Source organism: Actinopolyspora mortivallis, assembly GCF_003001495.1.
GTDB classification, from domain to species: Bacteria; Actinomycetota; Actinomycetes; order Mycobacteriales; family Pseudonocardiaceae; genus Actinopolyspora; species Actinopolyspora mortivallis_A.
The window spans coordinates 1-24239 of sequence record NZ_PVSR01000041.1; the positions used below are offsets into that span (position 1 = coordinate 1).

Annotated in this window: 24 protein-coding genes, 4 tRNA genes and 1 other RNA gene; 9 read left to right on the forward strand and 20 right to left on the reverse strand. The window is 67.0% G+C overall.

Annotated elements, in window-relative coordinates; all coding sequences use genetic code 11:
- A partial coding sequence (locus CEP50_RS17010) for a DNA polymerase III subunit gamma and tau (protein ID WP_146134831.1) occupies window positions 1–1214 on the reverse strand: 1214 nt, incomplete at its 3' end.
- A gap of 97 nt (window positions 1215–1311) precedes the next feature.
- An RNA gene (ffs, locus tag CEP50_RS17015) (signal recognition particle sRNA small type) lies at window positions 1312–1408 on the reverse strand.
- 113 nt (window positions 1409–1521) lie between these two features.
- On the opposite strand from ffs, the gene CEP50_RS17020 reads away from it, so the two are divergent.
- The 3 genes from CEP50_RS17020 (at window position 1522) to CEP50_RS17030 (ending at window position 3010) form a co-directional block, all read left to right on the forward strand.
- Window positions 1522–1607, forward strand: a tRNA-Ser gene (locus tag CEP50_RS17020).
- A gap of 333 nt (window positions 1608–1940) precedes the next feature.
- Entirely contained in the window at window positions 1941–2402 is a 462-nt protein-coding gene (locus CEP50_RS17025; RefSeq protein WP_106114943.1) for a hypothetical protein, read from the forward strand.
- A gap of 14 nt (window positions 2403–2416) precedes the next feature.
- Entirely contained in the window at window positions 2417–3010 is a 594-nt protein-coding gene (locus tag CEP50_RS17030; protein WP_106114944.1) for a hypothetical protein, read from the forward strand.
- Window positions 3011–3076: 66 nt separating this feature from the next.
- On the opposite strand, the gene CEP50_RS17035 is transcribed toward CEP50_RS17030, so the two are convergent.
- From CEP50_RS17035 to CEP50_RS17050, 4 genes are all read right to left on the reverse strand, one after another.
- Window positions 3077–3161, reverse strand: a tRNA-Ser gene (locus CEP50_RS17035).
- 157 nt (window positions 3162–3318) lie between these two features.
- On the reverse strand, window positions 3319–3564 hold the full coding sequence (locus CEP50_RS17040) for a CsbD family protein (protein WP_106114945.1): 246 nt from the start codon (window positions 3562–3564) through the stop codon (window positions 3319–3321).
- A 66-nt stretch (window positions 3565–3630) separates the two neighbouring features.
- Window positions 3631–4077 (reverse strand): nucleoside deaminase, encoded by a 447-nt coding sequence (locus CEP50_RS17045; RefSeq protein ID WP_374957106.1) that lies wholly within the window; start codon window positions 4075–4077, stop codon window positions 3631–3633.
- An 86-nt stretch (window positions 4078–4163) separates the two neighbouring features.
- Entirely contained in the window at window positions 4164–4646 is a 483-nt protein-coding gene (locus tag CEP50_RS17050; RefSeq protein WP_019855951.1) for a tRNA adenosine deaminase-associated protein, read from the reverse strand.
- A gap of 137 nt (window positions 4647–4783) precedes the next feature.
- On the opposite strand from CEP50_RS17050, the gene CEP50_RS17055 reads away from it, so the two are divergent.
- The 3 genes from CEP50_RS17055 to CEP50_RS17065 all read left to right on the forward strand — a co-directional run bounded on the left by CEP50_RS17055 (window position 4784) and on the right by CEP50_RS17065 (window position 7555).
- Complete coding sequence (locus CEP50_RS17055; protein WP_106114946.1) at window positions 4784–5761, forward strand: prephenate dehydrogenase; 978 nt, start codon at window positions 4784–4786, stop codon at window positions 5759–5761.
- Window positions 5762–5836: 75 nt separating this feature from the next.
- Window positions 5837–7030, forward strand: coding sequence for a thiolase family protein (locus CEP50_RS17060; protein ID WP_106114947.1), 1194 nt, complete (start codon window positions 5837–5839; stop codon window positions 7028–7030).
- 273 nt (window positions 7031–7303) lie between these two features.
- The gene (locus CEP50_RS17065; RefSeq protein ID WP_106114948.1) at window positions 7304–7555 is read left to right on the forward strand and encodes a hypothetical protein; all 252 of its coding nucleotides are present in this window, start codon (window positions 7304–7306) and stop codon (window positions 7553–7555) included.
- Between the two features lie 530 nt (window positions 7556–8085).
- Here the strand turns inward: CEP50_RS17065 and CEP50_RS17070 are convergent.
- Complete coding sequence (locus tag CEP50_RS17070) at window positions 8086–9039, reverse strand: LysR family transcriptional regulator (RefSeq protein WP_106114972.1); 954 nt, start codon at window positions 9037–9039, stop codon at window positions 8086–8088.
- Window positions 9040–9114: 75 nt separating this feature from the next.
- On the opposite strand from CEP50_RS17070, the gene CEP50_RS17075 reads away from it, so the two are divergent.
- A complete protein-coding gene (locus tag CEP50_RS17075; protein WP_106114949.1) occupies window positions 9115–10371 on the forward strand; it encodes an MFS transporter in 1257 nt (418 codons plus the stop codon).
- On the opposite strand, the gene CEP50_RS17080 is transcribed toward CEP50_RS17075, so the two are convergent.
- From CEP50_RS17080 to CEP50_RS17115, 8 genes are all read right to left on the reverse strand, one after another.
- Window positions 10358–10627, reverse strand: coding sequence for a barstar family protein (locus CEP50_RS17080; RefSeq protein WP_258175377.1), 270 nt, complete (start codon window positions 10625–10627; stop codon window positions 10358–10360). The two genes, CEP50_RS17075 and CEP50_RS17080, sit on opposite strands and share 14 nt — an antisense overlap.
- A gap of 575 nt (window positions 10628–11202) precedes the next feature.
- Window positions 11203–11472, reverse strand: a complete 270-nt coding sequence (locus CEP50_RS17085) for a barstar family protein (RefSeq protein ID WP_258175379.1) — start codon at window positions 11470–11472, stop codon at window positions 11203–11205.
- An 18-nt stretch (window positions 11473–11490) separates the two neighbouring features.
- Window positions 11491–13047, reverse strand: a complete 1557-nt coding sequence (locus CEP50_RS20370; RefSeq protein WP_219905528.1) for a pre-toxin TG domain-containing protein — start codon at window positions 13045–13047, stop codon at window positions 11491–11493.
- 867 nt (window positions 13048–13914) lie between these two features.
- Window positions 13915–14481 (reverse strand): hypothetical protein, encoded by a 567-nt coding sequence (locus tag CEP50_RS17095; RefSeq protein ID WP_106114952.1) that lies wholly within the window; start codon window positions 14479–14481, stop codon window positions 13915–13917.
- Between the two features lie 742 nt (window positions 14482–15223).
- Window positions 15224–15296, reverse strand: a tRNA-Arg gene (locus CEP50_RS17100).
- A 39-nt stretch (window positions 15297–15335) separates the two neighbouring features.
- Window positions 15336–15423, reverse strand: a tRNA-Ser gene (locus tag CEP50_RS17105).
- Window positions 15424–15536: 113 nt separating this feature from the next.
- Window positions 15537–17531, reverse strand: coding sequence for an acetoacetate--CoA ligase (locus tag CEP50_RS17110; RefSeq protein ID WP_106114953.1), 1995 nt, complete (start codon window positions 17529–17531; stop codon window positions 15537–15539).
- A gap of 134 nt (window positions 17532–17665) precedes the next feature.
- On the reverse strand, window positions 17666–18364 hold the full coding sequence (locus CEP50_RS17115; RefSeq protein WP_106114954.1) for a dienelactone hydrolase family protein: 699 nt from the start codon (window positions 18362–18364) through the stop codon (window positions 17666–17668).
- A 213-nt stretch (window positions 18365–18577) separates the two neighbouring features.
- Here CEP50_RS17115 and hisC point away from each other — a divergent pair, with 213 nt between their 5' ends.
- Window positions 18578–19630, forward strand: a complete 1053-nt coding sequence (gene hisC / locus CEP50_RS17120) for a histidinol-phosphate transaminase (protein ID WP_106114955.1) — start codon at window positions 18578–18580, stop codon at window positions 19628–19630.
- A gap of 146 nt (window positions 19631–19776) precedes the next feature.
- On the opposite strand, the gene CEP50_RS17125 is transcribed toward hisC, so the two are convergent.
- The 3 genes from CEP50_RS17125 to CEP50_RS17135 all read right to left on the reverse strand — a co-directional run bounded on the left by CEP50_RS17125 (window position 19777) and on the right by CEP50_RS17135 (window position 22006).
- Complete coding sequence (locus CEP50_RS17125) at window positions 19777–20253, reverse strand: hypothetical protein (RefSeq protein ID WP_106114956.1); 477 nt, start codon at window positions 20251–20253, stop codon at window positions 19777–19779.
- A 73-nt stretch (window positions 20254–20326) separates the two neighbouring features.
- Window positions 20327–21154 carry a L,D-transpeptidase gene (locus CEP50_RS17130; RefSeq protein WP_106114957.1) on the reverse strand — a complete coding sequence of 276 codons (828 nt, stop codon included), beginning with the start codon at window positions 21152–21154 and terminating at the stop codon, window positions 20327–20329.
- A gap of 438 nt (window positions 21155–21592) precedes the next feature.
- Window positions 21593–22006 (reverse strand): hypothetical protein, encoded by a 414-nt coding sequence (locus CEP50_RS17135; RefSeq protein ID WP_219905529.1) that lies wholly within the window; start codon window positions 22004–22006, stop codon window positions 21593–21595.
- A 47-nt stretch (window positions 22007–22053) separates the two neighbouring features.
- On the opposite strand from CEP50_RS17135, the gene CEP50_RS17140 reads away from it, so the two are divergent.
- Complete coding sequence (locus CEP50_RS17140; protein WP_219905530.1) at window positions 22054–22239, forward strand: hypothetical protein; 186 nt, start codon at window positions 22054–22056, stop codon at window positions 22237–22239.
- A 30-nt stretch (window positions 22240–22269) separates the two neighbouring features.
- Here the strand turns inward: CEP50_RS17140 and CEP50_RS17145 are convergent, their stop codons facing one another.
- Complete coding sequence (locus CEP50_RS17145) at window positions 22270–22935, reverse strand: hypothetical protein (protein WP_146134833.1); 666 nt, start codon at window positions 22933–22935, stop codon at window positions 22270–22272.
- A 385-nt stretch (window positions 22936–23320) separates the two neighbouring features.
- Window positions 23321–24193 (reverse strand): SUMF1/EgtB/PvdO family nonheme iron enzyme, encoded by an 873-nt coding sequence (locus tag CEP50_RS17150; RefSeq protein WP_374957107.1) that lies wholly within the window; start codon window positions 24191–24193, stop codon window positions 23321–23323.
- Between the last annotated feature and the right edge of the window lie 46 nt (window positions 24194–24239).

Here is a 24239-nt window from a genome sequence, read left to right on the forward strand (position 1 = left end):
GCCGGGGCAGCGCCACGGTTCTCCTCGGCGGGAGCCGCCTGGGCGGGCGGGGCGACCGTCATGCGCCGCTCCACCCGTTCCAGTCGTTGCAGCAGGGCCTCCTCGGAGGAGGAGGCGGTGGGAAGCATCATCCGCGAGCACAGCAGCTCCAGCACCAGCCTGGGCGCCGTGGCCCCGCGCATTTCGGACAGTCCCGCGTGCACGATCTCGGCGAAACGAGTCAGGGTCGCCGTCCCCAACCGCTCGGCCTGCCGGGCCATCCGCTCGGCCCGGTCACCCACACTGTCGATCAGCCCCCGGTCGGCAGCGTCGGGAACCGAGTGCACCAGCATCAGGTCGCGCAGACGTTCCAGCAGGTCGGAGGCGAAACGCCGCGGATCGTGTCCGGCCTCGACCACCCGGTCGATCGTGTCGTAGACGGCGGCGGCGTCCTCGGCGGCCAGCCCCTCCACCATGGCGTCGAGCAGCGTCTCGTCGGTCGCCCCGAGCAGCGCGACGGCACGCTCGTAGGTGATCCCCTCCTCGCCCGCTCCGGCCAGCAGCTGGTCGAGCACGCTCAGCGTGTCCCGCGCGGAACCACCCCCGGCGCGGATGGCCAGCGGGTACACCGCCGGATCCACCGTGACGCCTTCCTCGGCGCAGATCCGCTCCAGCAGCTCCCGCAGCTCCCCCGGCGGAATCAGCCGGAACGGGTAGTGGTGCGTGCGGGAACGGATCGTGGTCAGCACCTTGTCCGGTTCGGTGGTGGCGAAGACGAAGACGAGATGCTCGGGAGGCTCCTCGACGATCTTCAGCAGGGCGTTGAACCCCTGCTGGGTGACCATGTGGGCCTCGTCGATGACGAAGATCCGGTAGCGCGACTGCGCCGGGGCGAAGGCGGCCCGGTCGCGGAGTTCCCTGGCGTCGTCCACTCCGCCGTGGCTGGCGGCGTCCATCTCGACCACGTCGACGCTTCCCGAACCGTCCGGCCCCAGCGCGACGCAGGAGTCGCACCGCCCGCAGGGCTCGTCCGTCGGTCCTTCGACGCAGTTCAGCGAACGCGCGAGGATCCGCGCGCTGGAGGTCTTGCCGCAACCGCGCGGCCCGGAGAACAGGTAGGCGTGGTTGATCCGGCGCGCGGCCAGCGCGGTCCGCAGCGGTTCGGTGACATGTGACTGCCCCACGACCTCACCGAAGGTCGCCGGTCGATACTTGCGATAGAGCGCGAGCGCCACACCGGCAACGATACGTGCCGACACCGGGCGGCCGGTCACAGGGAGACGCCGCGTCGGGGAGTTCCGAGCACGTCGTCGACGACGTGCGGACCGGACGAAAAAAGGGACTCCGCGCACCCGTCAGAGCCCGCTTACCCTTGCTGCCTTCCGGCCCTGGGGGAGTTCACAGGGTGGACGCCGCGCGGAGTCCTCGTCCAGTGTAACGCCCGACCCGACGGGCCGTGTTCCCACCCCCGTCCACCCCGGACCCCCGGACGAGAGGAGGGGGGTGCCGAAGGTCTTCCGGGCGTGGCGTACACTTCTTCGCGGAGGATTGGCCGAGCGGCCTAAGGCGCACGACTGGAATTCGTGTTGGGTTAACAGCCCTCGCGGGTTCGAATCCCGCATCCTCCGCCGGTGAGAAGCCGGGTGCGAGGCATCGCACCCGGCTTTTCTCGTGTCCGGGGCCGGCTCGTGTTCCCCCGCACCGAGCGTGAGGCCCCGCCAGGTCTCCAGGCGTCCCGAGGGGTGCGGCAACCGTCGAACGGCCGTATCCACCGGCGAGCACGCTGCTGCGTTTCGCGCAATTCGTCGAACGACTCTGGACCCGCGAGATCAGCTGTCCGACAGTGCTCGTCGCACCCACCAAACCGATTCCGAGAGGCGCGGCCTCCGGGAGAGGAGCGGAAATTGGTCGGAGCCGACAGCGGAACGAGGACGCGTTCCCGAGGCCGAGGACGTCTCGCGGTGGCCGCGAGCCTGTCCGTGGCCGCCGTGTTCACGGCGGGATCGGCGCAGGCGGTCCGGGCTCAGGGCACGGACGAGAACCTTCGGCAGCACTGCGTGCTCGACGTCGCTTCCCAACAACGAACCTGCTACGACGACCTCTCCGCGGCCACCGGCGCGGGACGGCGGAGCGCGGACACCAGCGGCTCCGTCATCGGCGCCACGGTGTTCGAGGACGCCGAGTACGGCGGCGCCTCGCTGACGATCACGGTCCCGCGACCGTGCCCGAAGAACGACGAGGTCGACTTCGCGCTCGACCTCGACGACCACTGGAAGAACCGGATCTCCTCGGTCCAGGCGTGGTCGACCTGCTGGGTGTGGCTCTACCCGGACTCGGGCGGCCGCGCGGGCCCGTACAAGGACGGGGCACCGCGCCTGAACAGCGGCATCAACGACCGGACAGTGACCGTCGGACTGAGCTGAGCGAGGAGAACGGGATGAAGTCGTACGGCAGGGCGGCCACGGTGCTCGGTGCCTCCGCCGTGGTGTTGGCCGGGCTGGTCAGCCCGGGAACGGCGGCGGCGGAGGAGAAACCGACCGTGCGGCAACTGCTCGAACGGTGCGAACAGGGCCACACGGACCTCTGCGAGTTCCACCCCTCGGGGCGGCCCGAGAGCTACCGGGGGACCGCCGAACTCGTGGGCGGTGCGGCGAACTGCTCGGAGGGGACCTCGACGAGGATCATCGGCTGGGAGTCGACGCAGACGACGACCAACAGCGTCGGGGTCACCATCAGCGCCGGCTCGACGCTCGGCGAAGTGTTCGAGGTCGGCTTCGAAACCAGCTACCAGCGCGAGTGGAGCTGGAGTACGAGCAAGTCCGACGAGATCCGGCACGAACTCGGCCCCGGCCAGGCGGTCGAGATCTACGCCTCCCCGATGCGGCAGAAGGTGACCGGCACCTACGAGATGCACTTCGGTGATCCCTACTACGGGCACTACTACTGGTACGTCCACAACGTCACCGTCGACGGGCCCGCACGGCACGAGGCCTGGTTCACCAGGGTGGAGGACGTCGACGCGAACTGCTGAGCAACGTGTCCCGACGAACGAAACGGCGCCGGCCCCCGTCTCCGGGAACCGGCGCCGCCGCTCGTGCGGTAGCGGTGGGATTCGAACCCACGGAGGCTCTCGCCTCACGCGATTTCGAGTCGCGCTCCTTAGGCCGCTCGGACACGCTACCGCACACCAGCGTAACGAACGGTTCTCACAGTCGAACGGCGGGGGCCCGGTCGTCGAGGCGAGCACGGACGAAACCACGTCACGGCGTTCCGCCGCGTGGACGTCGGCACACCGTCACCGCGGGCGAACGCACGGCTCGACCGCGGGTTCCGCCCGGTTCACTCCTGTTGCCGGTCTCCCCGCTGGTCGTCGTCGCGCTGACCACGCAGCTTGTCGCGAGCCTCCTGGACCGTCCCCTCGGCACGGTCCTTGAGGTCCTGTCCGCGTTCCTTGGCCTCTCCTTCGAGGCGGTCCCGCTTGCCGGCGTTCTCCACCCGCTGGTTGCCGGTCATCCGACCGGTCGCCTCCTTGGCCTTGCCGGCCAGCTGTTGGGCCTGCTGTTTGACCTTGTCGAAAGTACTCATCACGACCTCCTTCACCGGGCCACCCGAGGAGTACCCAGCCGTGGACCCGAATCACCTTTTGGTGACTCACGTCACATCGCGATGTTCGGCGAAGAAGCCTTCGAGCAGGGCGGCGCACTCCTCGGCGAGCACCCCGCCGACCACTTCGGGGCGGTGGTTGACCCTGCGGTCCCGCACCACGTCCCACAGCGAGCCGAGCGCACCGGTACGGGGTTCCCACACACCGAAGACCACCCGGTCCACCCGCGCCAGCACCAGCGCTCCGGCGCACATCGTGCACGGCTCGACGGTCACCGCCAGGGTGCACCCGGACAGCCGCCACCCGTCGCCGTGCTCGGCGGCCGCCTCCCGCAGCACCTGGATCTCGGCGTGGGCAGTGGGGTCGGACAGGGCCTCCCTCCGGTTGGGCGCACCGGCCAGCAGCCGCCCGTCCGGGTCGGCCACCACCGCTCCTATCGGGACGTCGCCGGTGCGCACCGCCACGGAGGCGTGTTCGAGCGCGGAGGTCATCAGGCAGCGGTCCCGCTCTCCCACGAGGGGCCCCGCCGCTGCCCGTTCCGGGCGACCGAATTTCACTCGTTCGAGGGAGTTGTCGGGCACTACAGCCGCTCCAACAACCCGGAGAACTGTTCCCCGAAACCACAGCGCCGGGCGATCATCTCGAGCTGCTCGTCCGGATACAGGTCCACTTCCTCCATGATCAGCAACAACTCGGCCTCGGGAAGGCCGATGTCGGCCAACAGGGCGAGATTGCCCTCCGGCCAGATCTCGTCGTCGTCCTCGTCCGGCGGATCGCTGCGCAGCAGATCCAGCACGTCGGCGGCTATGTCGTAGTCCAGCGCCGCCGCGGCGTCGGACAACGCGAGCTCCACACCGCCGGGCACGGGACGAACCAGCACGAAGAACTCGTCGTCCACATTACACATACCGAGCACCGCTCCCGTGGAACGGAGCTCCCGCAACGCCGTTATCGTCGCGTCCAGCCCGGTCAGTACCGAGCTGTCGAGGGCGCTGCAACGCCACCGGCCGTCCTCGCGAACAGCGGCGACGGCGAAACCCGCGATCGGTGTCTGGCCCGTCATGACGCCACGGTAAAGCGTGCGGACTCCACCCGAAAGCACGATTGCGTGGCCCCGGTCACCCCACCGTGCGGAGGGATCCCGCGGCGGTCCGGACGGCCACGCGGCCGGGGCCGTGTCCCGTGGGGCAGTATTGGGCCATGCGCGCCGTGTGTGTGATCGGACTCGGACTGATCGGGGGTTCCGTGCTGCGGGCCGCCGTACGTGCCGGCAGGCCCGGCTGGGCCGCCACCACCTCGGAGGAGGACGCGGCCGCCGCCAGAACGGCGGGCTACGAGGTGGTCGAGAGCACCGAGCAGGCACTGCGACTGGCCGCCGAGTGGGAGGCGCTGGTGGTCCTCGCCACCCCCCTGCCCGCCGTCGGCGGAGTGTTGCGGCAGGTCGCCCGGCACGCACCGGAGACCTACCTGACCGACGTGGTCAGCGTGGCGGAGCCGGTGCGCAGGCAGGTGCGGGAGCTGGCCCCCTCGGCGCGCTACGCCGGAGGACATCCGATGGCCGGCAACGCCGGGTCCGGCTGGGACGCGGGCGGTGCCGGGTTGTTCGACCGCGCGTTGTGGGCCGTGAGCGCCGACGAGGACACCACGCTCGACGCGTGGCGCGAGGCGGCGGCGCTGGCGCTGGACTGCGGCGCGCGCGTGGTGCCGGTGAGCGCGGGAGAACACGACGCCGCGGTGGCCCGCGTGTCCCACCTTCCCCACGTGCTGGCCGCCGTTCTGGCCGCCGTGGGAGCCGACGGGGGACCGCTGGCGTTGTCCCTGGCGGCGGGCTCGTTCCGGGACGCCACCAGAGTGATCGGCAGTGATCCCGAGCTGGTGCGGTCCATGACCGAGGGCAACCGCGCCGCGTTGCTGGACGCGTTGGACGACACCCTGGGCAGGCTGGGCGCGGCCCGGGGGTCCCTGGCCTCCACGGGCTCGTTGAACTCCACGGTCCGCTCCGGGCACCAGGCACGGGGACTGCTGGAGCAGCGGCACGGCACGGCGGGAGTGCGGCACGCGGTGCCGCTGGACGGGGAGCACGCGGTGCGGCGACTGCGCGAGGTGGGCGAGAACGGCGGGTTCGTGGTCGCCCTGGACGGTGCGGAGGCCACCGCCGAACTGCCGGTTCCGGGATAGCCCTTCGCTCTCGGCCGGACTCGTATCCCTCGAAAGAACCAAGGAATCAACTCTTTCGTGCGGCATCATGGGGACATGGCCCGTGCGCTGTTGCTCGACGCCGCACGCACTCCCTTCGGAGGCTACCGGGGCGGCCTGTCCGGCGTCCGTGTCGACGACCTGGCCGCCGAACCGATCGCCGAGCTGCTCCGCAGGGGAAGGAACCGGGGGCTGGACCCGGAGGCCGTGGAAGAGATCTTCTACGGCAACACCAACGGGGCCGGCGAGGAGAACCGCAACGTGGCCCGGATGGCCGGGTTGCTGGCCGGAGCGCCGGAATCCGTCCCCGGGGTGACGGTCAACAGGCTGTGCGGCTCGGGGGGTGAGGCCCTGCTGCAGGCCACCAGGGCCCTCCGGGGGGAGGACGCCGACCTGGTGATCGCGGGCGGCGTCGAGGGGATGAGCCGGGCCCCCTTCGTGCTCCCGCGTTCCGAACGGAGCCTTCCGGACCGGCTCGAAGTGATCTCGACCGCACGGGGATGGCGGATGGTCAACCCGCGCATGAACCCGCACTGGACCGTTCCGCTGGGCAGGGCGGCCGAGCTGACGGCGCTCGAACTGGGACTGAGTCGCACCGAACTGGACGAGTACGCGCTGCGTTCGCACCGACGCGCCGCGGCGGCCTGGGACGCGGGGGTGCACGACGGCTTCGTCGTCCCGCTGCGCACCCCGGAGGGCACCACGATACGCGGGGACGAGTCGGTACGTCCCGATCTCGGCATGACGAAGTTGGAGGGACTGGCTCCGGCCTTCTCCCCCGACGGCCCGGTCACGGCGGGGAACTCGGCTCCGCTGGGGGACGGAGCGGTCGCGGCACTGCTCGGGTCGCGGCGCTGCGCCGAACTCCTCGGGGTGGAGCCGCTCGGGGAGCTGCTCACCGGAGTGACGGTGGCCCGCGAACCACAGCGGTTCGCGCTGGCCCCGGTGGCCGCCGTGCACAAACTGCTGCGCAAACTGGGCGTGGGCATCTCCGAGGTGGTGCTGTGGGAGATCAACGAGGCCTTCGCGGCTCTGGTGCTCGCCGTGCTGCGTCAACTGCCCGAGATCCCGCTCGACCGAGTGAACGTGCACGGGGGTGCCCTGGCCTACGGACATCCGTTCGGCGGGTCGTTCGCCCGCGCCGTGGTGGACCTCTGCCGTCACCTGTACCACCGGGGAGGCGGGCTGGGCGTGGCCGTGGCCGGAATCGGAGTGGGGCAGGCCCTGGCTATAGCGGCTCGGGTCGAATGAGCGCGGGAGAACCCGAAAACGACCCCGGACCTCACCGCCAGAATATAGGGGATATCTTACCGAAGAATCGAATGCTCCGACAGCAGAACCCACGAAAGTGGGACCACCTTCCCGGGGACAACAGAGAAAAGGACTTTGTTCAGCCCCACCCGATTAGGTGAATATTCCGCGTCGCATCCGGCACACGAGCGGGAGCTCGGGTAGAAAGTACTCGTCGGCTGACAACACGGGTGGTCGACGTGCAATCCACACACTGAAACGAAAGGCGCAAACATGCGTTCGTTCAAGCGTGCAGCTGTTGTCGGTGCCATGGCTCTGCCGCTCGCCTTCGGCGGTGCCGGTTTCGCCGCGGCCGAGTCCCCCGAGGGACACCAGGCTCACGACAAGTGCGCCTACAAGTCCTGCGGCAGCTCGCACGGCCACGGCCACGGTCACGGTCACGGCTACGGCCTCTGGTTCTGGAAGTGGGCCGACTACGACGCCAAGCTCGACACCAGCATCGTCAACGCCGGGATCATCGGCTGACGGCGTCGGCGTCGGCACTCCCGGACCCTGTCGACACGCGGGGCAGGGTCCGGGACACCCCCGAAAACCGACAGGCTCGGAAGGCCCTCGGCACTCCACTGGCAGACCGCCGTTTCTCCGTGTTCGCGCCTTCGCGGAAAGGACGAACGCAGCTCACGCGAAACGGCGTGTGACTTTTCCGGACGTTTTTCGGCGGCACCAGAACGTCGCAGGGGAATGCGACGAGGACGAAACGGTGCTCTCATCGTGCGGAAGACGCACGGTTTCGGCCGCTCAGAAACGACCTGGCTTTCCGCAGCGCCACGAGCACGATCACCAAAGAAACCACGACATCCTCCCGGAGCGCCCCCAGTCGGAGACTGTTTCCGAACCCGGAATTTCCGAACCGCGCGAATTCTACAGCGCTCGGAAACCACCACGGTGCCGGGTGGCCCGTGATGCCTGAGTGTCCCGGTGCGGAGAAGGAACCGGAGTCGTGCCACGCCGCAGGACTCCGACTCGGCGACCGCGAACACGCTCCCGAACGTCCCTCAACGCCCGTCCCCGACGGGGCGGACCCCTCCTTCCGTCCACTGTGGTGAGGGCAGGAGTGTCGGCGCGGTCTCGTTGATCGCCGTCAACGTGGAGGTGACCAGCGGGTGGTTCAGGTGACCGCGGCGTGTCGCGGCGAGGATGCGACGGGCGGGAGCGGGTTCGCCGTACAGCGGGATACGCACCACGGGCCGGTCGTGCAGGCGCGCGAGCCGGGGGACGAGAATGATGCCGAAGTCGTGTGCCACCAGGGCCGTTCCGGTGTCCCACTCGTCGGCGTAGTGGGCGACATTCGGCGTGAACCCGGCGGGCATGCACGCGGTCAACACCAGCTGGTGGTAGGTGCTTCCGACGTTTCCGAGGATCCACGGCTCGTCGGCGGCCTCGGCGAGCGTGACTCGGGAGAACTCCGTCAGCCGGTGGCCCTCGGGCACCACCAGATCCAGCGGGTCGTCGAGCAGGGGCTGCTGGTCGAAACGCTCGTCGGCCGTTGAGGGCGTCTCGGCGCTATTGATCACCAGGGCCGGATCGGCGTCGCCGGACAGCAACAGATCGAAGCAGTGTGCCGGTTCGGCCTCGATCACACGCAGACGCACCCGGGGAAAACGGTGCCGCAGCGACGCGGCCGCCGGCAGCAGCAGGTGGGTGGCCGCCGTGGAGAAGCCGCACATGGTGAACGACCCGGTGGGTTCCTCGGAGGTGGCGGCCAGTTCCGCGTAGGCGCGCTCGGCCTGGGCCTGGAGCGCCTCGGCGTGTCGCAGCACGGTACGGGCGGCGGCAGTCAACCGGACGCCCCGTCCGGACTGGGAGAGGAGCTCCACTCCGAGTTCCTCCGCCAACTGGCGCAGCTGGTACGAGACCGCCGAAGGGGTGTAGTGCAGCGCCGCCGCGGCGGCGGTAACCGTTCCGTAGCGGGCGACCATCTGCAGCACCCTGAGCTTCGGATCCACTATACGAACATTGTGCACACTCAACCCGAGAAACGTTTGATTCTCTTCAGCAGTTCTGCGGGACAGCCTGGAAGGGTGATGTTGACGAGGCGTGTTCCCGACCCCGGAATCCCGTTCCAGCCGAGCACCGTTCTCCGCTCCCCGCGGCTACGCACCGGGTTGTACGTGCTGGTCGTCCTCACCGCTGGGGCCTATCTGCCGAGCCCGCTGTATCCGGCCTACCAGGAGGTTTTCGCGGCCAACGACCTGGTGACGACCCTGGTGTACGCGGCCTTCGCCCTGGTCAGTGCTCCGGCGCTACTGCTGTTCGGATCGGCTTCGGACGTGGTGGGGCCACGGTCGGTGCTGCGGATCAGCATCCTGCTCGCCGTTGTCGGCTCGGCCTGCTTCGCCTTCGCCTCCGGATCCGCCTGGCTGATCGTCGGACGTGCCGCGCAGGGACTCGCGCTGGGCGCCGTCACGGGCGCGGCCAGCTCGCTGATCAGCTCCGGCGGTGGAGAGCGGGGGCGCGACGGGGACGGGCTGACGAGCACCGCCTTCGTGGCGGGCACGGCGGTGGGGCCGATCGCCGCGGGGCTGCTGGGTGAGTACGCGCCCACGCCACGACTGCTGCCGTTCCTGCTGCACCTGGCGCTGCTGTGGTTCGGGTGGCACAGTGTCTCGGCTCTGCCCGATCCCGGTGGGGTGCGGCGGAAACGGTGGAAACCCACCCGAGTGCGCATCCCGACCGGCATGCTCGGAGTGTTCACCACGGCCGCCCTGACCGGCTTCCTCGCGTGGACTGTCGCCGGTCTGTTCCTGTCGGTCATCCCGACGCTGCTCGATCGCGCGAGCCAGAGCGACCTGGCGATCACGGGCGGTGTGCTGGGGGCGGTGCTGATCTGCTCGGTGCTCACCCAACCACTCGTCCCCCGGCTGGGTGCGCAGCGCGCTCAGCTCGCCGGGCTCGGTGCCCTGTTCCCCAGCCTCGTTCTCCTCACCTTGAACACGGGGGACTCGATCACGACGACGCTGCTGGCCGCGATCGTCGCGGCGGGCGCCTGCGGCCTGCGCGGGCGTGGTGTGTGTCCACCTCAGCCAGAAACGTACCCGCGGGGATTCCGCGCCCACCCCGTCCGCTCGCCAAAAGCGACCGCACACGCGGTGGAAACGAGTTCAGCGGAGCTCACCGTTGCGCGGCGTTTCCCGGCGTGGCACGTACTGACGGCGTGGCGGCCCTCGGAGCGGGATCGTCGTAGTGCTACCGAGCGGTCTCCGTCCGAGCGAGGAGAGGACACCCCGTCCGGGAGCACCGGCATCCGGGGTGTCCTCCCCATTCGCATCACTCGAACCTGATCACCTGGTGAGAGTGATACGGCTCAGCCAGATACCTGTCGAGCAGATCACGCATGATGCGGGCGTCGTCCGGCAGCACGCTCTCGAGATGCTCCCAACCGGTGAACGTGATCTCGTCGGGCAACTCAACGAGACCGGTGATGGCGTCCCAGAAAGCATCCCAGTTCATCCCGTACATGTCCGGAAACCCAAAAGAAAACTTGAGTTTCCGGTGCAACTCGGTCTCGGTACGCACCTCCGAGAGATCCACAATCATCGAACGCATCCCTTCGTCCTACTTGTACCTGCCGACGTACTCGACGATGTCGATACCTGTTCCACAATCGACCCACCTGCGGAACCGAGCGATCAGCTCCGTTGGCCGCACTCTTGCCGCCTCGTCACTGAGTTATTCCTCCGCATTCCCGATCATGCATAGTCGCGTCCCGACCACGGAAAGCGGCATCCTGGGAGATTCGATCCTGTTACGCTGTTCCACCACAATGAGGAAACAAGCCAGGACCGTCCGGTGAACACGCCCTATAACATGCCCCGGGACCAGGCCGTATCACCTTCCGGACACACGCTCGTGCTGTACCGATTTGTGCAATTCACGCGACACCCGAAAACTGTCACCGATGTTGGACAGCGTCTCCCTCCTGGTTGATCCGAAATGGAGGAGTTTCTTCAACGAGGAGGACACAACAACCGTACGAACCAGCACGACCGACAATGATCCCGCCCCAGAAGAATGTACCTCGGTGAGAAGAGGACACCCCGACGACGCCCCCCGGAAACGACCAGTTCCGGTCAAAACGGGCACCGGCATCCGGAGTGTCCTCAGCGCCCACCTCACTCGAACCTGATCACCTGATGAGAGCGATACGGCTCAGCCAGATACCTGTCGAGCAGATCACGCATGATGCGGGCGTCGTCCGGCAGCACGCTCTCGAGATGCTCCCAACCGGTGAACGTGATCTCGTCGGGCAACTTGACGAGACCGGTGATGGCGTCCCAGAAAGCATCCCAGTTCATCCCGTACATGTCCGGAAACCCAAAAGAAAACTTGAGTTTCCGGTGCAACTCGGTCTCGGTACGCACCTCCGAGAGATCCACAATCATCGAACGCATCCCTTCGTCCTACTTGTACCTGCCGACGTACTCGACGGTCTTGTAGTGTGTGGCGGTGACATAGAGCAGACCGTCGTCCGAGTATACGAGTCGCGTTCCGGGCTGCTTGCTCCGTTTCCGCATGTTGTCCAGCCCGATATCGGCCTCGCGCCACACCCGACCAGGCGCTTCGGGCAGTACGCCCTTCCCATTGGTGAACACGTCACCGCCGATTTGCGCGTCGGGGAGATAGTTGCCGAGGGCCTTGCCTTCCTCCCAACCAGCTGCCCTCGCTTCTGCCTTGGTCACGTAGTGCTTCGGCAGCCTGCCGGTGCTGCGCAGGCTGTCGATCACGTCACCGGCTTCTTCCCAGGCACGCAGGGTGCCGCGCAACCGTGCCGCATCGGCGATGGACTCCGCGCCACGTGTCACACTCCGCGCCGCGCGGAGGAAAATGATGGACCCCAACGCCCGGTCGACACCGCTCAGCGGCTCTTCCGTCACCATGTCCTTGCCGGTGATGGCTTGATAGATCCCCTTAACATCACCCGCCCACGGACTCAGATCGAGCGCGATCGACAATCTCTTCTCGCGCTGAACCCGCTCGAACAGGGGTTCCTCGTCGTGCATGGCTCCGCCCAACGACGAGAAATCGAACTCCAGATCGTCGAGTTTGACGTAACCTCCCCCGTCGAAAATGTCTGAACTGGCTTCGTTCATCTCATCGACGCTGGTGAGCGTTCTGTCCAACGCTTCGTTCGTTTCCTGCATGGCGGAATCGGCCTCGTCGATTCCACGGTTCATCTCGTCGAGGGCATTGTTGACGTCGGAGGCCGCGGAATTCATCTGATCGAGGGCACGATTCATTTCGTTCATTCCCTCGATCGTCTCTTGCATCGCGGCGTTGGTGTCGTCCAACGCCTTCTGCATACCGTCCAGCGTCCTGGCCAGCTCGGCGTTGTTGCGCTCGAGAGCAGCCACGTCGATATTCACTTCGAGAGGCTCGTTGATCACCTTCTTGATGACCGAAACGCCCTCCTCGATACTTTTCTTCGTTTGGCGCAGGAATTCCGGGGCGTATTCGACGAAGACGATCGCCACACGCACGCAGTCCTCTAACTCACCCATTTCTCTGTGCGCACGTCGCAGCGCGTCGATCACACGATCCCTGTCGGGAGCATGCTCTCTTATGTACTCTTCGAGCTCCTCCCTCTCTGCGTCCTTTTTGGCGGACTCGCTCTCGGGAATTTTTTCCATCTCTTCTATACGACGCCCGACCTCTTCGTGCAGAGCGCGCATGTCGTCCGACAGCTTCTTCGCGACGTCGATGTTTCCCGAAACCAACTCCGACTGGTCACGGGTCTCGTACTTGATCGTGTGGAGTACGTTGTAAACAGCATAACCACTCGCGACCAGAGTTCCGAGGTTCTCCTTCGCCTCGGAAACACGTTCCGTCACATCAGGAAACAGTCCGTCCGCTCTTCGCTCCTTCGAGGGTTCCGCGAACGCGGCCGACCCTATGGAGGGAACCAGAACAAGGGAACACGACAAAACAAAAGAAATAAAACGCCGCACAGTGGCGTTCACACAAACACCTCCCAGTGATAACCTCGATCACTTTAGAGGTGTCCACAAAGTCCATCAACCGGCCATGGCGTAACGAGGGACACGTTTGTTCCACCGGGTGATGTTCGTCTCCGAAAACAGCAGAGGAACAATGGACAAAAAAGGCATAATCCCTGAAAGGGAAGGCTGAGGAGAGCGAGGGTCCTGTGTCGGGTGTTCACCATCAAGAGGTTGGGGCCTGCGGAAGAGCTCGGCAGGACTCGGAGAGGCAGGTGGTGCGGAGGAACTCAGCTCTCGGCTGCGCGGAAGAAAGTGTCGCTACCGAGGACCACGAGGTCCGGACGCGTCTCTCCCACTGCGCGTGACCGGAGAGGACCGGTCGACCGACCGTCTCGCTCGGAATCTTTTCATCGGATCCTGGTTGATGTACAAATTTTTTGCGCTATAAAGTATGACAACGGTCGAACCTGTTGTCAGAGCCAACACAGATACGAGGATGATGATTTCATTAGCCGCGAGGTGCACCACTTCGAATCTCCGGTTCTGACGATGCTTCTTTCTGGTTGTACGTACCAAAGCACCGTGCTCTTGGCAAGCTCCGTGGGAAGTGCCTCAGGTCAGGGCGTCCGCAACGGGACTACGCTGTTGGCTCTCGATTGCCCGACCGGCCACGAGGGAGGAAAAGTCCGAAAGGTCGAATCGGCATATACCGCTTCCCGGATGGCGCGTACGGATGCTCACAACAGCGTAAGTCCGAGAGCGGGTGTGTCGATCACGGTGTCGCTGCTGGTGAGGTCCAGATCATGAACCCAGTCCGTAGATTCGGTAAGGGCACCAGGATTGCCCTGGCCCCCTTACCGAAGGTATCCGATCGGTTCGCTGTCAGGCTTACGCAAGGCCTCCGATGATCAGTTGCGCGGGACCGCTTTGTTCTTGCAGCCCCTGCTCGGTATCGCAGGCGTCGAAGTCCGTCGTGGGGAGGATGACTTCCCGTTGTGCGAGCAGCCCCTCACCCAGTCCGTCGGTGACGGTCCCGTTCGAGGTGACCTTGGTTGTGCCGTTGGCGAGGCGGACCACCTGGGTGCGGGTGAAGGTGACTTCGCTTTTCTCGTTCGTGTTCCAGGTGTATGTGAAAACGTCCTCCACATTGAAGGTTCCCTCGACCAGGCAGCTCGCCTGCTCGGTCACCGTGAATGAGCCGCTTCCGCTCGTGATACCGCTGGGCACCGACGTGCACGTATCATATGTTTCGTCGATGTTGACTGTGACTTCCTGGGGCTCGTTGGTCAGTCCCGGACTGTAGCGAGCCTCCTGCACCCCGTCGCAGGCCAACGAGACCAGTGAATCACTTCCCGAGGAGCTTTCCGCCTGCGCGCCGGCGACGCCCGCGATCGAGACGGCCATGCAGGTGGCGCCGACAATAGCCGCCAGCCGGGAACCGGTCTTGAACTTCATATACTCTCTTTCCTGTTTTCAACGTGTTGTCACGCACACGTACAACAAATCCCGATTCGTCCACCCCGCCACGACAAAGTGACGTTTCAAGGACCCCTCACGGAAAAAGCTGTTTTGGAAGTGGGCTATTTTCGCACCTTACGAGGAGGTCAAATTCCCGTCAAGCCGCACTCCGGTGATTTCGGAAATCTCGGGTATTGGTGTGAACACCCTCCCCGTTTAGGCGGAATGTGTTCTGGAGCGTGGAGCCGAGCAGCTCGGGGACGTGTACCACGAACGGCTCGCCTCGGTCCCTATCGACCAACAACCGGAGCGGGCGAGCTGGTCACGCTGGGCGGGACACGGTGCGACCGGAAGGACGGCAGCGGTGCGTACGGATGCTTGCGGCAGCGTAAGTCCGAGACCGGACTCCTCGATCCCGACAAACCGATCTCTCCCCACGGTCGGGGCTGCTGTACCGGCTCCTGGAACCCCACCACCCGGTACCGGTGTCGTTCCGCAAGGCCGGATGCGTCGGGGAAGCACTCGCCAGATCACCGACGTGCGGGGGGCGCTCGCACGTCGATGACGTTGAACAACCACAGGGGCGCGCCCCGGCGGGCGCTGAACCCGGTGGTGGGCCGGGGCGTGTGAAAGTTCGCGGCACCTCGGCGACCGCCTCCGTGCCAACGACGGGACAATCACCCCCGAACAGCAAAAAACCCCCAGCGCACCGGGGGTTTCAAGCTGTCTCGACCAGACGCGCGCCCGTAGGGATTCGAACCCCAAACCTTCTGATCCGTAGTCAGATGCTCTATCCGTTGAGCTACGGGCGCCTGTTCAGTTGTGAACTTCCGCCGCAGCGGAAGTCCCGGCGGAGGCTCCGGGATTCGAACCCGGGAGGGGGGTTACCCCTACCGCATTAGCAGTGCGGCGCCATAGACCAGACTAGGCGAAGCCTCCGGGTGTTCCTCTTTGCCACTGACAGAAACCATACACAACCCGGTTCGGCGGCTTTCAACGGGGGGTGGGTTTCGCGGCGACCGAGCCCACCAACCCACCCCCATCATGCCGGTTCATCCCCTCTTTTCGCCGCTCATGCGGATGAAGGGGTCCAGGGAATCGGGGTTGCGCAGTGCGTCCCTGCTGACGGCTCGCTCCGGGTCGGCCCCGGCGAGGATCTTCTTCACCGGCACTTCGAGCTTCTTGCCGTTCAGCGTGTGCGGCACCTCCTCGACCCGCACGAAGCGGTTCGGCACGTGCCTGGGGGACAGCTCGGCCCGCAGCCGCTCCTTCAGCAGCGGCTCCAGCTCGGCCAGCTCCGTGCCCTCGGCCAGCACGAGGAAGCACAACAGCTCCCCGTCCGTCTCCCCCGCCCCGGAGGTGTCCACCACCAGGGAGTCCAGCACCTCGTCGAAGCCCTCGACCACGCGGTAGAACTCCGCGGTTCCCATCCGGATACCGCCACGGTTGAGCGTCGAGTCGCTCCTGCCGTAGATCACCAGCGAACCCCGCTCGGTGATCCGCACCCAGTCACCGTGCCGCCAGACACCGGGGTAGGTGTCGAAGTAGGCCTCCCTCAGCCGACTCCCGTCCGGATCGTTCCAGAAGTACACGGGCATGCACGGCATCGGCTTGGTCAGCACCAGCTCCCCCACCTGCTCGTGCAGTTCCTCGCCCCGCTCGTCGTAGGAGGCCACCGCCGCACCGAGCATCGGGCACGAGATCTCGCCCAACCACACCGGGACATCGGGGGAGGAGCCCACGAAGGCCGTGCACAGATCGGTGCCCCCGGAGACACTGGCGATCTGCACGTCCTCGCCCACCTCCTCGGCGATCCAGCGGAACCCGTCCTCGGTGAGCGGGGCACCGGTCGAGCCGATGGTGCGCAGCGCGGAGAGGTCGTGGTCCCGTCCGGGACGCAGCCCGCGTTTGCGACAGGTCTGGATGAACGGTGCCGAGGTGCCGAAGTAGCCGACCCGGTGGCGCGCCACCAGCTCCCAGAGCGCGTCCGCGCTCGGATATACCGGATTCCCGTCGAACAGCACCACGGTGGCTCCGCTCAGCAGCCCTCCGACGAGGAAGTTCCACATCATCCAGCCGGTGGTGGTGAACCAGAAGAACACGTCGCCGGGCCCGAGGTCGCAGTGCAGCCCCACGGCCTTGAGGTGTTCCAGCACCATCCCGCCGTGGCCGTGCACGATGCCCTTCGGCAGGCCGGTGGTCCCGGAGGAGTACAGCACCCAGAGCGGGTGTTCGAAGGGAACCCGCTCGAACGAGAGCTCGGCCTCGGCGTGCCGAGCCAGCATGTCCTCCCAGTCCACCGTGCCCTCCGGGGCGCTCGGACCGGTGACGTAGTCGACGAGCACGGTCGCCGCCAGGCCGGGAAGTCGCTGCCGCAGCTGGTCCACGGTGTCGGTGACGTCGAAGACCCGTCCCCCGTAGGTGTAGCCGTTGGTGGCGATCAGCACCGTCGGTTCGATCTGCACGAAGCGGTCCGCCACCGCGCGCACCCCGAAGTCCGGCGAGCAGGAGGACCACACCGCGCCGAGGCTGGCGGTGGCGAGGAAGGCCACCAGGGTCTCGGGGCTGTTCGGGGCCAGGGCGGCGACCCGGTCACCGGGCCCCACCCCGAGTTCGGCGAGCCCCGCCCTGGCGGCGGCCACCAGGGAACGCAACCGGCCGAAGGTGATCCGCTCCTCCCGCCCGTCCTCGCGGACGAAGAGCACCGCCACGTCGTCCTCGGCCTTGCCGGGACCGGCGGACAGCGCGTGCTCGGCGTAGTTGAGCCGCGCGCCGGGGAACCACTTCGCACCGGGCATCGTCTCCGCAGGCAGCACCCGCGACGGGGGTTCGGCGAAGGACACCCCGAAGAACTCGGCCACCGCCGACCAGAAGCCTTCCAGGTCCCGGACCGACCACTGCCACAGCGAACGGTAGTCGGAGAACTCCCATCCCCGCTGGGCCCGCAGCCAGCCGCGGAACCGGACCATACGGGTGTCCTGCGCCCATTCGGGCGAGGGCTGCCAGAGCAGTTCGGGCGCGCTTTCCGGGGTGGTGCTTGAAGTCATAACAGCTTCCTAACCCACCACCACCCTGTTGGGCTATACCCGACCCGGAGAGTTTCGCCGGTTCCGCGAAAAAAGCCCGGAACGCGCCGGGTTCCGCCGCCGGCGGAACCTCGTCGGGCACCGGAGCACCCCGGTCACCGCAGGTGCAGATCGAACCAGTTCCGCGCCCGTTTCCAGGCCTCCTCCGCCGATTCGGGGTCGGCGTCGAAACGGTGGTCGGCCCGTGGGTAGCGCACCACGTCGGTGATCGCCCCCGCCCCGGACGCGGCGGCACGCAGCCGCTCCATCTCCTCGGTGGGGATCCGTCCTCCCATCTCCCCGTACAGACCCAGCCACGGGCAGCTGACCTCGCCGACGGTCTCCACCAGCGGGGGCAGCTCGGTGGACACCGGGGTGACGATCCCGTCGCCGCCCACGGTGACCGCGGCGCCCAGTCTCCGTTGCGAGGCCACCACCAGAGCCGCCGTACCGCCGATGTCGAATCCCATGATTCCCTGGCGGTCCTCGGTGACCCCTCGGTCGGCGAGCCACACGAAAGCCGCGTCGGTGTCGTTCAGCACCGATTCCCCGGACAGTCCGCGTACCCGCTCGTCCACGCCCTCACCGGCGGGATCGGCCTCGTGGTCGGTGTCCTCGTGGTAGAGGTGCGGAGCCACGGTCAGCCACCCCTCCTCCGCCAGGGCGGCCACCAGAATGCGCACCCGCTCGGTGACCCCTCTGTCCTCGTGCAGGACCACGATCCCGCCACGTACTACGTTCTCCGGTTCGGCGAAGGTCAGCCGCAGTCGAGTACCGTCGGTGAGCGCGAGGGTGTCGGTCCTGGTTTCGATCATACCCGGCAGACAACCATGCCGGGGTGAACAGCAGTCAACGCCCACCACCGAAACGGTGATTCTTCCCCTCCGCCGCCACTCCCGCCGAGGACACCGGAACCGGGAAAACCGCTGAAAACGGCGGTGTCCTGGTGGTTAACCCCTCCCGCGCGGAAGGGATAGGCTCGGAACACGGCCGAAAGGCCCGGCGCGAGAGCGATCAAGGAGTGGCCGATGAGCGTACGTGTGCGTGCCGACCTCGACAGCCTCCCCGCCTACGTGGCGGGAAGAACGGTTCCCGGTTCGACCAAACTGGCCAGCAACGAGGTCTCCCGGGGTCCCCTTCCGAGTGTGGTGGAGGCCGTGACGCACGCGGCGCACGGGGTGCACCGCTACCCCGACATGGGCGCGACCGAACTCGTGGACTCCCTGGCGAAGCACCTGGACGTCGCCACCGAGCGGATCGCCGTCGGCTGCGGTTCGGTGGCGCTGTGCCAGCAGATCGTGCAGGCACTGTGCTCCCCCGGTGACGAGGTCGTCTTTCCGTGGCGCTCCTTCGAGGCCTACCCCATCCTCACGAGGGTGGCGGGCGCGAACGAGGTGCGGGTACCGCTGACCGAGGACCACGAACTGGATCCGGACGCGCTGGCCGACGCGATCACCGACAACACCCGGGTGGTGTTCGTCTGCACCCCCAACAACCCCACGGCGACGACGCTGCACGAACGGCAGCTGGAGGAGTTCCTGTCCCGGGTTCCCTCCGACGTGCTCGTGGTGCTCGACGAGGCCTACCGGGAGTTCGTCGACGACCCGCAGGCCCCCGACGGGGTGGAGTTCACCCGCCGCTGGGACAACGTGGCCTGTCTGCGCACCTTCTCCAAGGCCTACGGGCTGGCTGGTCTGCGGGTGGGCTACGCGATCGCCCCTCCCCACGTGGCCGAGGCCCTGCGCAAGGTCTACATCCCCTTCAGTGTCAACGCGGTGGCCCAGGCCGCCGCTGTGGCCTCCCTGGAGGCGGGCGACGAGCTGGAACGCCGCTGTGCCGAGGTGGTCTCCGAGCGCACCAGGGTGCGCGACCAGCTGTTGGAGCTCGGCTACCGGGTTCCCCCCACCCAGGCGAACTTCGTGTGGCTGCCGCTCGGTGAACGCACCGGCGCCTTCAACGAGCACTGCCTGAACAACCGCGTGGTGATCCGCGCCTTCCCCGGGGACGGGGCCCGGGTCACGGTCGGCACGCCGGAGGAGAACGACATCCTGCTCTCCGCGGCGGCCTCCTTCTCCGGCTGACTCCCGGGTTCGCTCCGCCCGTTGCCGAACGTACGGAGTCCTCCTCCCGGGGGCACGCCCGCCGGGTCGACCACGTGCGAACGGCCGGCCCCGACAAGGAGCCGGCCGCTCGGGTGATCCGAAGACCGAAAAGGGACTGCGCGGTCTCAGCCGGTGACCGCCGCGTGGCCCTCGGGGCTTTCCGGGGTGGGGGCGACCGGGATGTCCTCCTCGCCCTCCTCGTCGGGCTGCTCGGGCTCCTTCGGTTTCTCCGGCTCCGGCTCGTCGGGGCCGTTGTCGTCCGGCTTCTCGGGCTCCTCGGGCTTTTCCGGTTCGGGCTTCTCCGGCTTTTCCGGTTCGGGTTTCTCCGGCTTCTCGGGCTTGTCCTCACCACCGCCGCTCGAGGGGTGGTCCACCACCGGGGCGTTGACACACTTCGAGGCCTCGGGGGACAGCAGCGGGACCACCGCGCCCAGCACCGCCACGTCGTTCCCGCAGAGCTGGATGGGAACGAGGCTGGCGTTGTTGTCGTTGCCGAGGTTGATCCCGTCGTTGTCGACGCTGTCGGCCACGGCCGGGGACCCGGCGAGCAGGAGACCCGCGGTGGCCGCCACGCTCCCCGCCAAGTACTTCTTCTTACCCACTCTCACACTTCCTTCGTCGAATACGTGCGGACATTCGCCCGGCGGGCCGTTCGGACGACCCGCCGCCCACCACTCAACGCAGTCGGACAAGCGTTCCCAGCGGCAACGACCTCAGCAGGGACAACGCGTCCGCCGGGACACGGACGCACCCGTCGCTGCTGGCGGTGCCGAAGACGCCCGGATCCGGCCAGCCGTGCAACGCCACCGTTCCGGGACCCCCTCCGTAGGTCGTGAAGGTCTCGGAGTGTGTGCCCAGCGGGAGGATGATCGGGCTGTAGTCGGTGACGGTCTCCCGGATGGAGGCGAGGATGAAGGTGCGTCCGAGCGGGGTCGGACTGTCCTCCTTTCCCACTCCGACCTTCCAGGACCCGATCTCGCGACCGTCCTCGAGCACCACCAGTCGGCGGGCGTCCACGTCCACGTTCACGACGTGTCGAGAACGTGCCTTGTGCACTCTGTCGCTGTCCGCCCGGACCCAGCCGGTCGAACCGTTCGGCCGTGAAGGCAGCAGAACCCGTGCCCAATCGCCGCGCTCGGCGACGATCGGAACCCAGGTGGGTGACTTGAACTGTCGGGCGGGCAAACGCGCGATCGCCTTCCCCCGCACCGAGTCGTACACCGCGATGTCCTGCTCGACGCGCAGCACCACCCCGTCGGTCGTCCCCTGCGGATCCGGATCCCGCGGAGCACGCGGGGTCCTGCCGAAGGTGGTCGCCTCCGGAAGCGTGGATAAGTCCACCGTGGATGACGGAGTCGCCGCCTCTGCCGGAACCGGATCGGGGTTCCGTTCCGCGCAACCACCCGCCAACAGGACGAGGAGCACGGCGGGAATCGCCACCAGTCGACGCGCCGGGCGTGTCCCCGGAAGAGTCCCCCGGAAGCCGACTCTCGCGAACTCCATCGAAACGTCCTCGTGACTGCGACTGCCTTCGCGGTACACAGCTGCCGCTCCTTGGTCCGGAATCCGTGCCACGGCTTCGACAACTGTGGAAAGCCGATCTGACGAAAGATCGGATTCCGGGCGAACATTAACCGATCAGCGACGTCGAGCAAGCGGGGAGACACGCGGCACAGCCGGTCACACGCCACCGAGAGAAAACACGTGACCTGCCCAAACAATCACGAGGCAGCGAAATGGCAGTACTGAACAAAAAACCTTTCGCAGAAAAAGAGAGAAAAATTCACCCTGGAGGGTGATACAAGATCACCCTTTCGGGGAAACTTCACACCCATTCCCACCACGGAGAACGATTTTCAAAACCGAGCTCCGGACGCGGTACGGAACCGTTTCAGCTGCCGCGTCGCCGGATCCGCCCCCACGGCTTGTACACCGCCAGGATCACGGCGCCCAGCAGGCCCAGCAGGGAGACGACCGGGGGAAGGCCAGACTGTTCACCGCGAACACCACCGGATCCCCGGGTTCGAGCCCCCGAGCGTACTCCGCGGCGGCCGTCACCGACGGCAACAGCCCCAGCGGAACCAGCACGACGAACACGAGGTTGACGGCCAGTTTCACCACCACCCACCAGTACCGCAGCAGCCCGTACTTCGTGCCCAGCCCCAGCACGACCCCACTGACCAGGCACACCAGGCCGGTCGCCAGCAGCGACCAGACCGCGAAGATCTCCAGCGCCTGGTAGGACACGGCGGCCACCCGGACGCTGCCGGCGAACATGGCGGTGAAGACCAGCACGGCCAACACCACGTCCACACCGATCCACGCCCCCGCGGAGACGATGTGCGTGACGAGCACCCCCTTGCGCCCGCAGACGCGACCCGCACAACCGCCGCACTCATCTGGTGGAACTCACCGAGGAGGGCGAGAAGGCCTTCCACCGGATGCGCGAGGCGGCGGTGTCCTTCGACCGCAGGCTGCGCACCGGTCTCGGCGAAGGGGAGCTCGCGCGTCTGGAGGAGCTGCTCGACCGCCTCAGCGCCAACGTGGCCCCACCGGGCGAGTCCAACACCCGGCCACCCGTGGAGTGAACCGCCCCCCGCCGTCCGCCGGGAACGGGGTCAGGGGAGCAGCACGGGGTCGATGAGCACCGCCGAGCTCACGCAGTCACTCGTGGGGTCGGCGTTCACCCGCACCCGGAAACCGTCCTCCACGTCGACCCGCAGTTCCTCCGTCTCCCCGACGGAGACCGTCACCGGCCGCGCCGCCGAGGAACCGTCGAGCAGCACCGTGAACGTGACCCGCTGATCGGAGTCGGCATGATCGGGAAGTCCCACCCCGGTGCGGAAGGTCGACCTCCCCGCCACGTTGAACCCGACGGTGTAGCCGTCGTAGCAGCTGGCGTCCATGCTCAGGGCACGCGGCCGTGCCTGCCCCGCCACGGTGACCTCGCCGCGTTCCCAGTACCCCTCTCCCTCGACCGGAACCCTGTCAGCCAGATGCAGCACCCCCTCCGGGGAACCGTCCGTGGTCGGGGCCGCATCCTCCCCGCGCGCGCCACTCGGCTCCGTCGTCTCCGTGACACCCGCCGGAGTAGTCGCGTCCTCCCGATCGTCCCTCGTGGTGAAGTACAGGGTGAACGAACTGGTCACCAGGGTCACCAACGCCGTGATGCACGCGGCGAACACGGTACCGCGCCTGGTGATCACCGCGGCCCGGATCGTGGCCCCGGCGGGATCCCGGCCCGCGGCTCGGGGACTCCGCCGTTCCTGTCGTGGCGACATCACGTGATCGATGTTACGAACGAGCACAGCCCGGCGGGAGGAATTCACCGAATCACGCCAGTCGGAATCGATGCAGCCCGCGTCCGGAGGCCCCGGAGCACGAACCTGCTCCGGAAGGACGACCCGGGGCGAACGAGACTCGGGGCGCGAAGCTCCACCGGGCCCCGTCCCGCCCGGTCACAGCGGCGGAAGCGGCGGGATTCGAACCCGCGGGCCCTCTCGGGCCGCTCGCTTTCAAGGTTTGAGAACGGCTGTTCAGCGATGAACACCATGTTCACTGAGCAGCGAACCCACTCCCGGGTGGACTACGGCGAACGTCGCCGAACACCGATGAATGCAACCACGAATGCAACCGGAAGAAGCACCGACGAGCTGGCTTCGGGAGGCACTACGCGTCTGTCTCTACCTCCAGGCTCTCGGCCGGAACAGCACACCGGAAGCCGGTGTCGTCGTCACACATGGTCTCTGCGGCGTCGTTGAATGAGGAAGGGACTGCACGTTCGAAGGGGGTGGTCCAGGAACCTCCTTTCAGTTCGTGTCGACCTGGCCTTGATTCGGTCGAGCACCACTCCCAGACGTTGCCGCACAGGTCATAGACCCCGTAGGGACTAGCCCCGCTCTGATAGCAATCGACCAGTGTCGTCTCACCGACGCCGTTCTCCCGGACGTTGCACTTCGCGGGCGTTGGCTGGTCTCCCCACGGGTACACGGCTCCCCGAGTTCCACGCGCCGCTTTCTCCCATTGCTCGCTACTGGGCAGCGACTTGCCCGCCCAGTCGGCGTACGCTGCGGCGTCCTTCCAAGTAACGAAGACTACGGGGTGATCTGCGAGCTGGTTCGCGGGTTGACCGCCTTTCCAGTGTTGTGGCGGCTCATGTCCGGTAGCGGCGAGAAACCGGCCGTACTCGGCGTTGGTCACGGGATACACGTCGATGTAGAAAGCGGGCAACCATACCGGCTTGTTGCTGGGGCCGGACAGGAACACACCGCCGTCGACCTTCACCATCAGGCTGCCGTCGCTCGGATGCCTGACCTGGCTGGATCCGATCGGTTCGACGTGGCGGTCCCCCTCGGTGCCGTTCTCACTGAAGCCGGTGAGGTTAGCGAACCGCGCTTTCGTGTCCGGATCGCACCGGCCTAGGGCTGTGTCCAGGGCGGCCTGGTTGATAGGCCGCGGCGTGATGTCAGCCCCGCTGGCCTCCCACTTCGAGATCATGCGCTCACTGACGCCGAGGTGGGCTGCGAAGTCCCGCAAACTCATCCGCTTGGCTTCACGAAGAGCCCGGACCTCGACGCCTGACCACTGC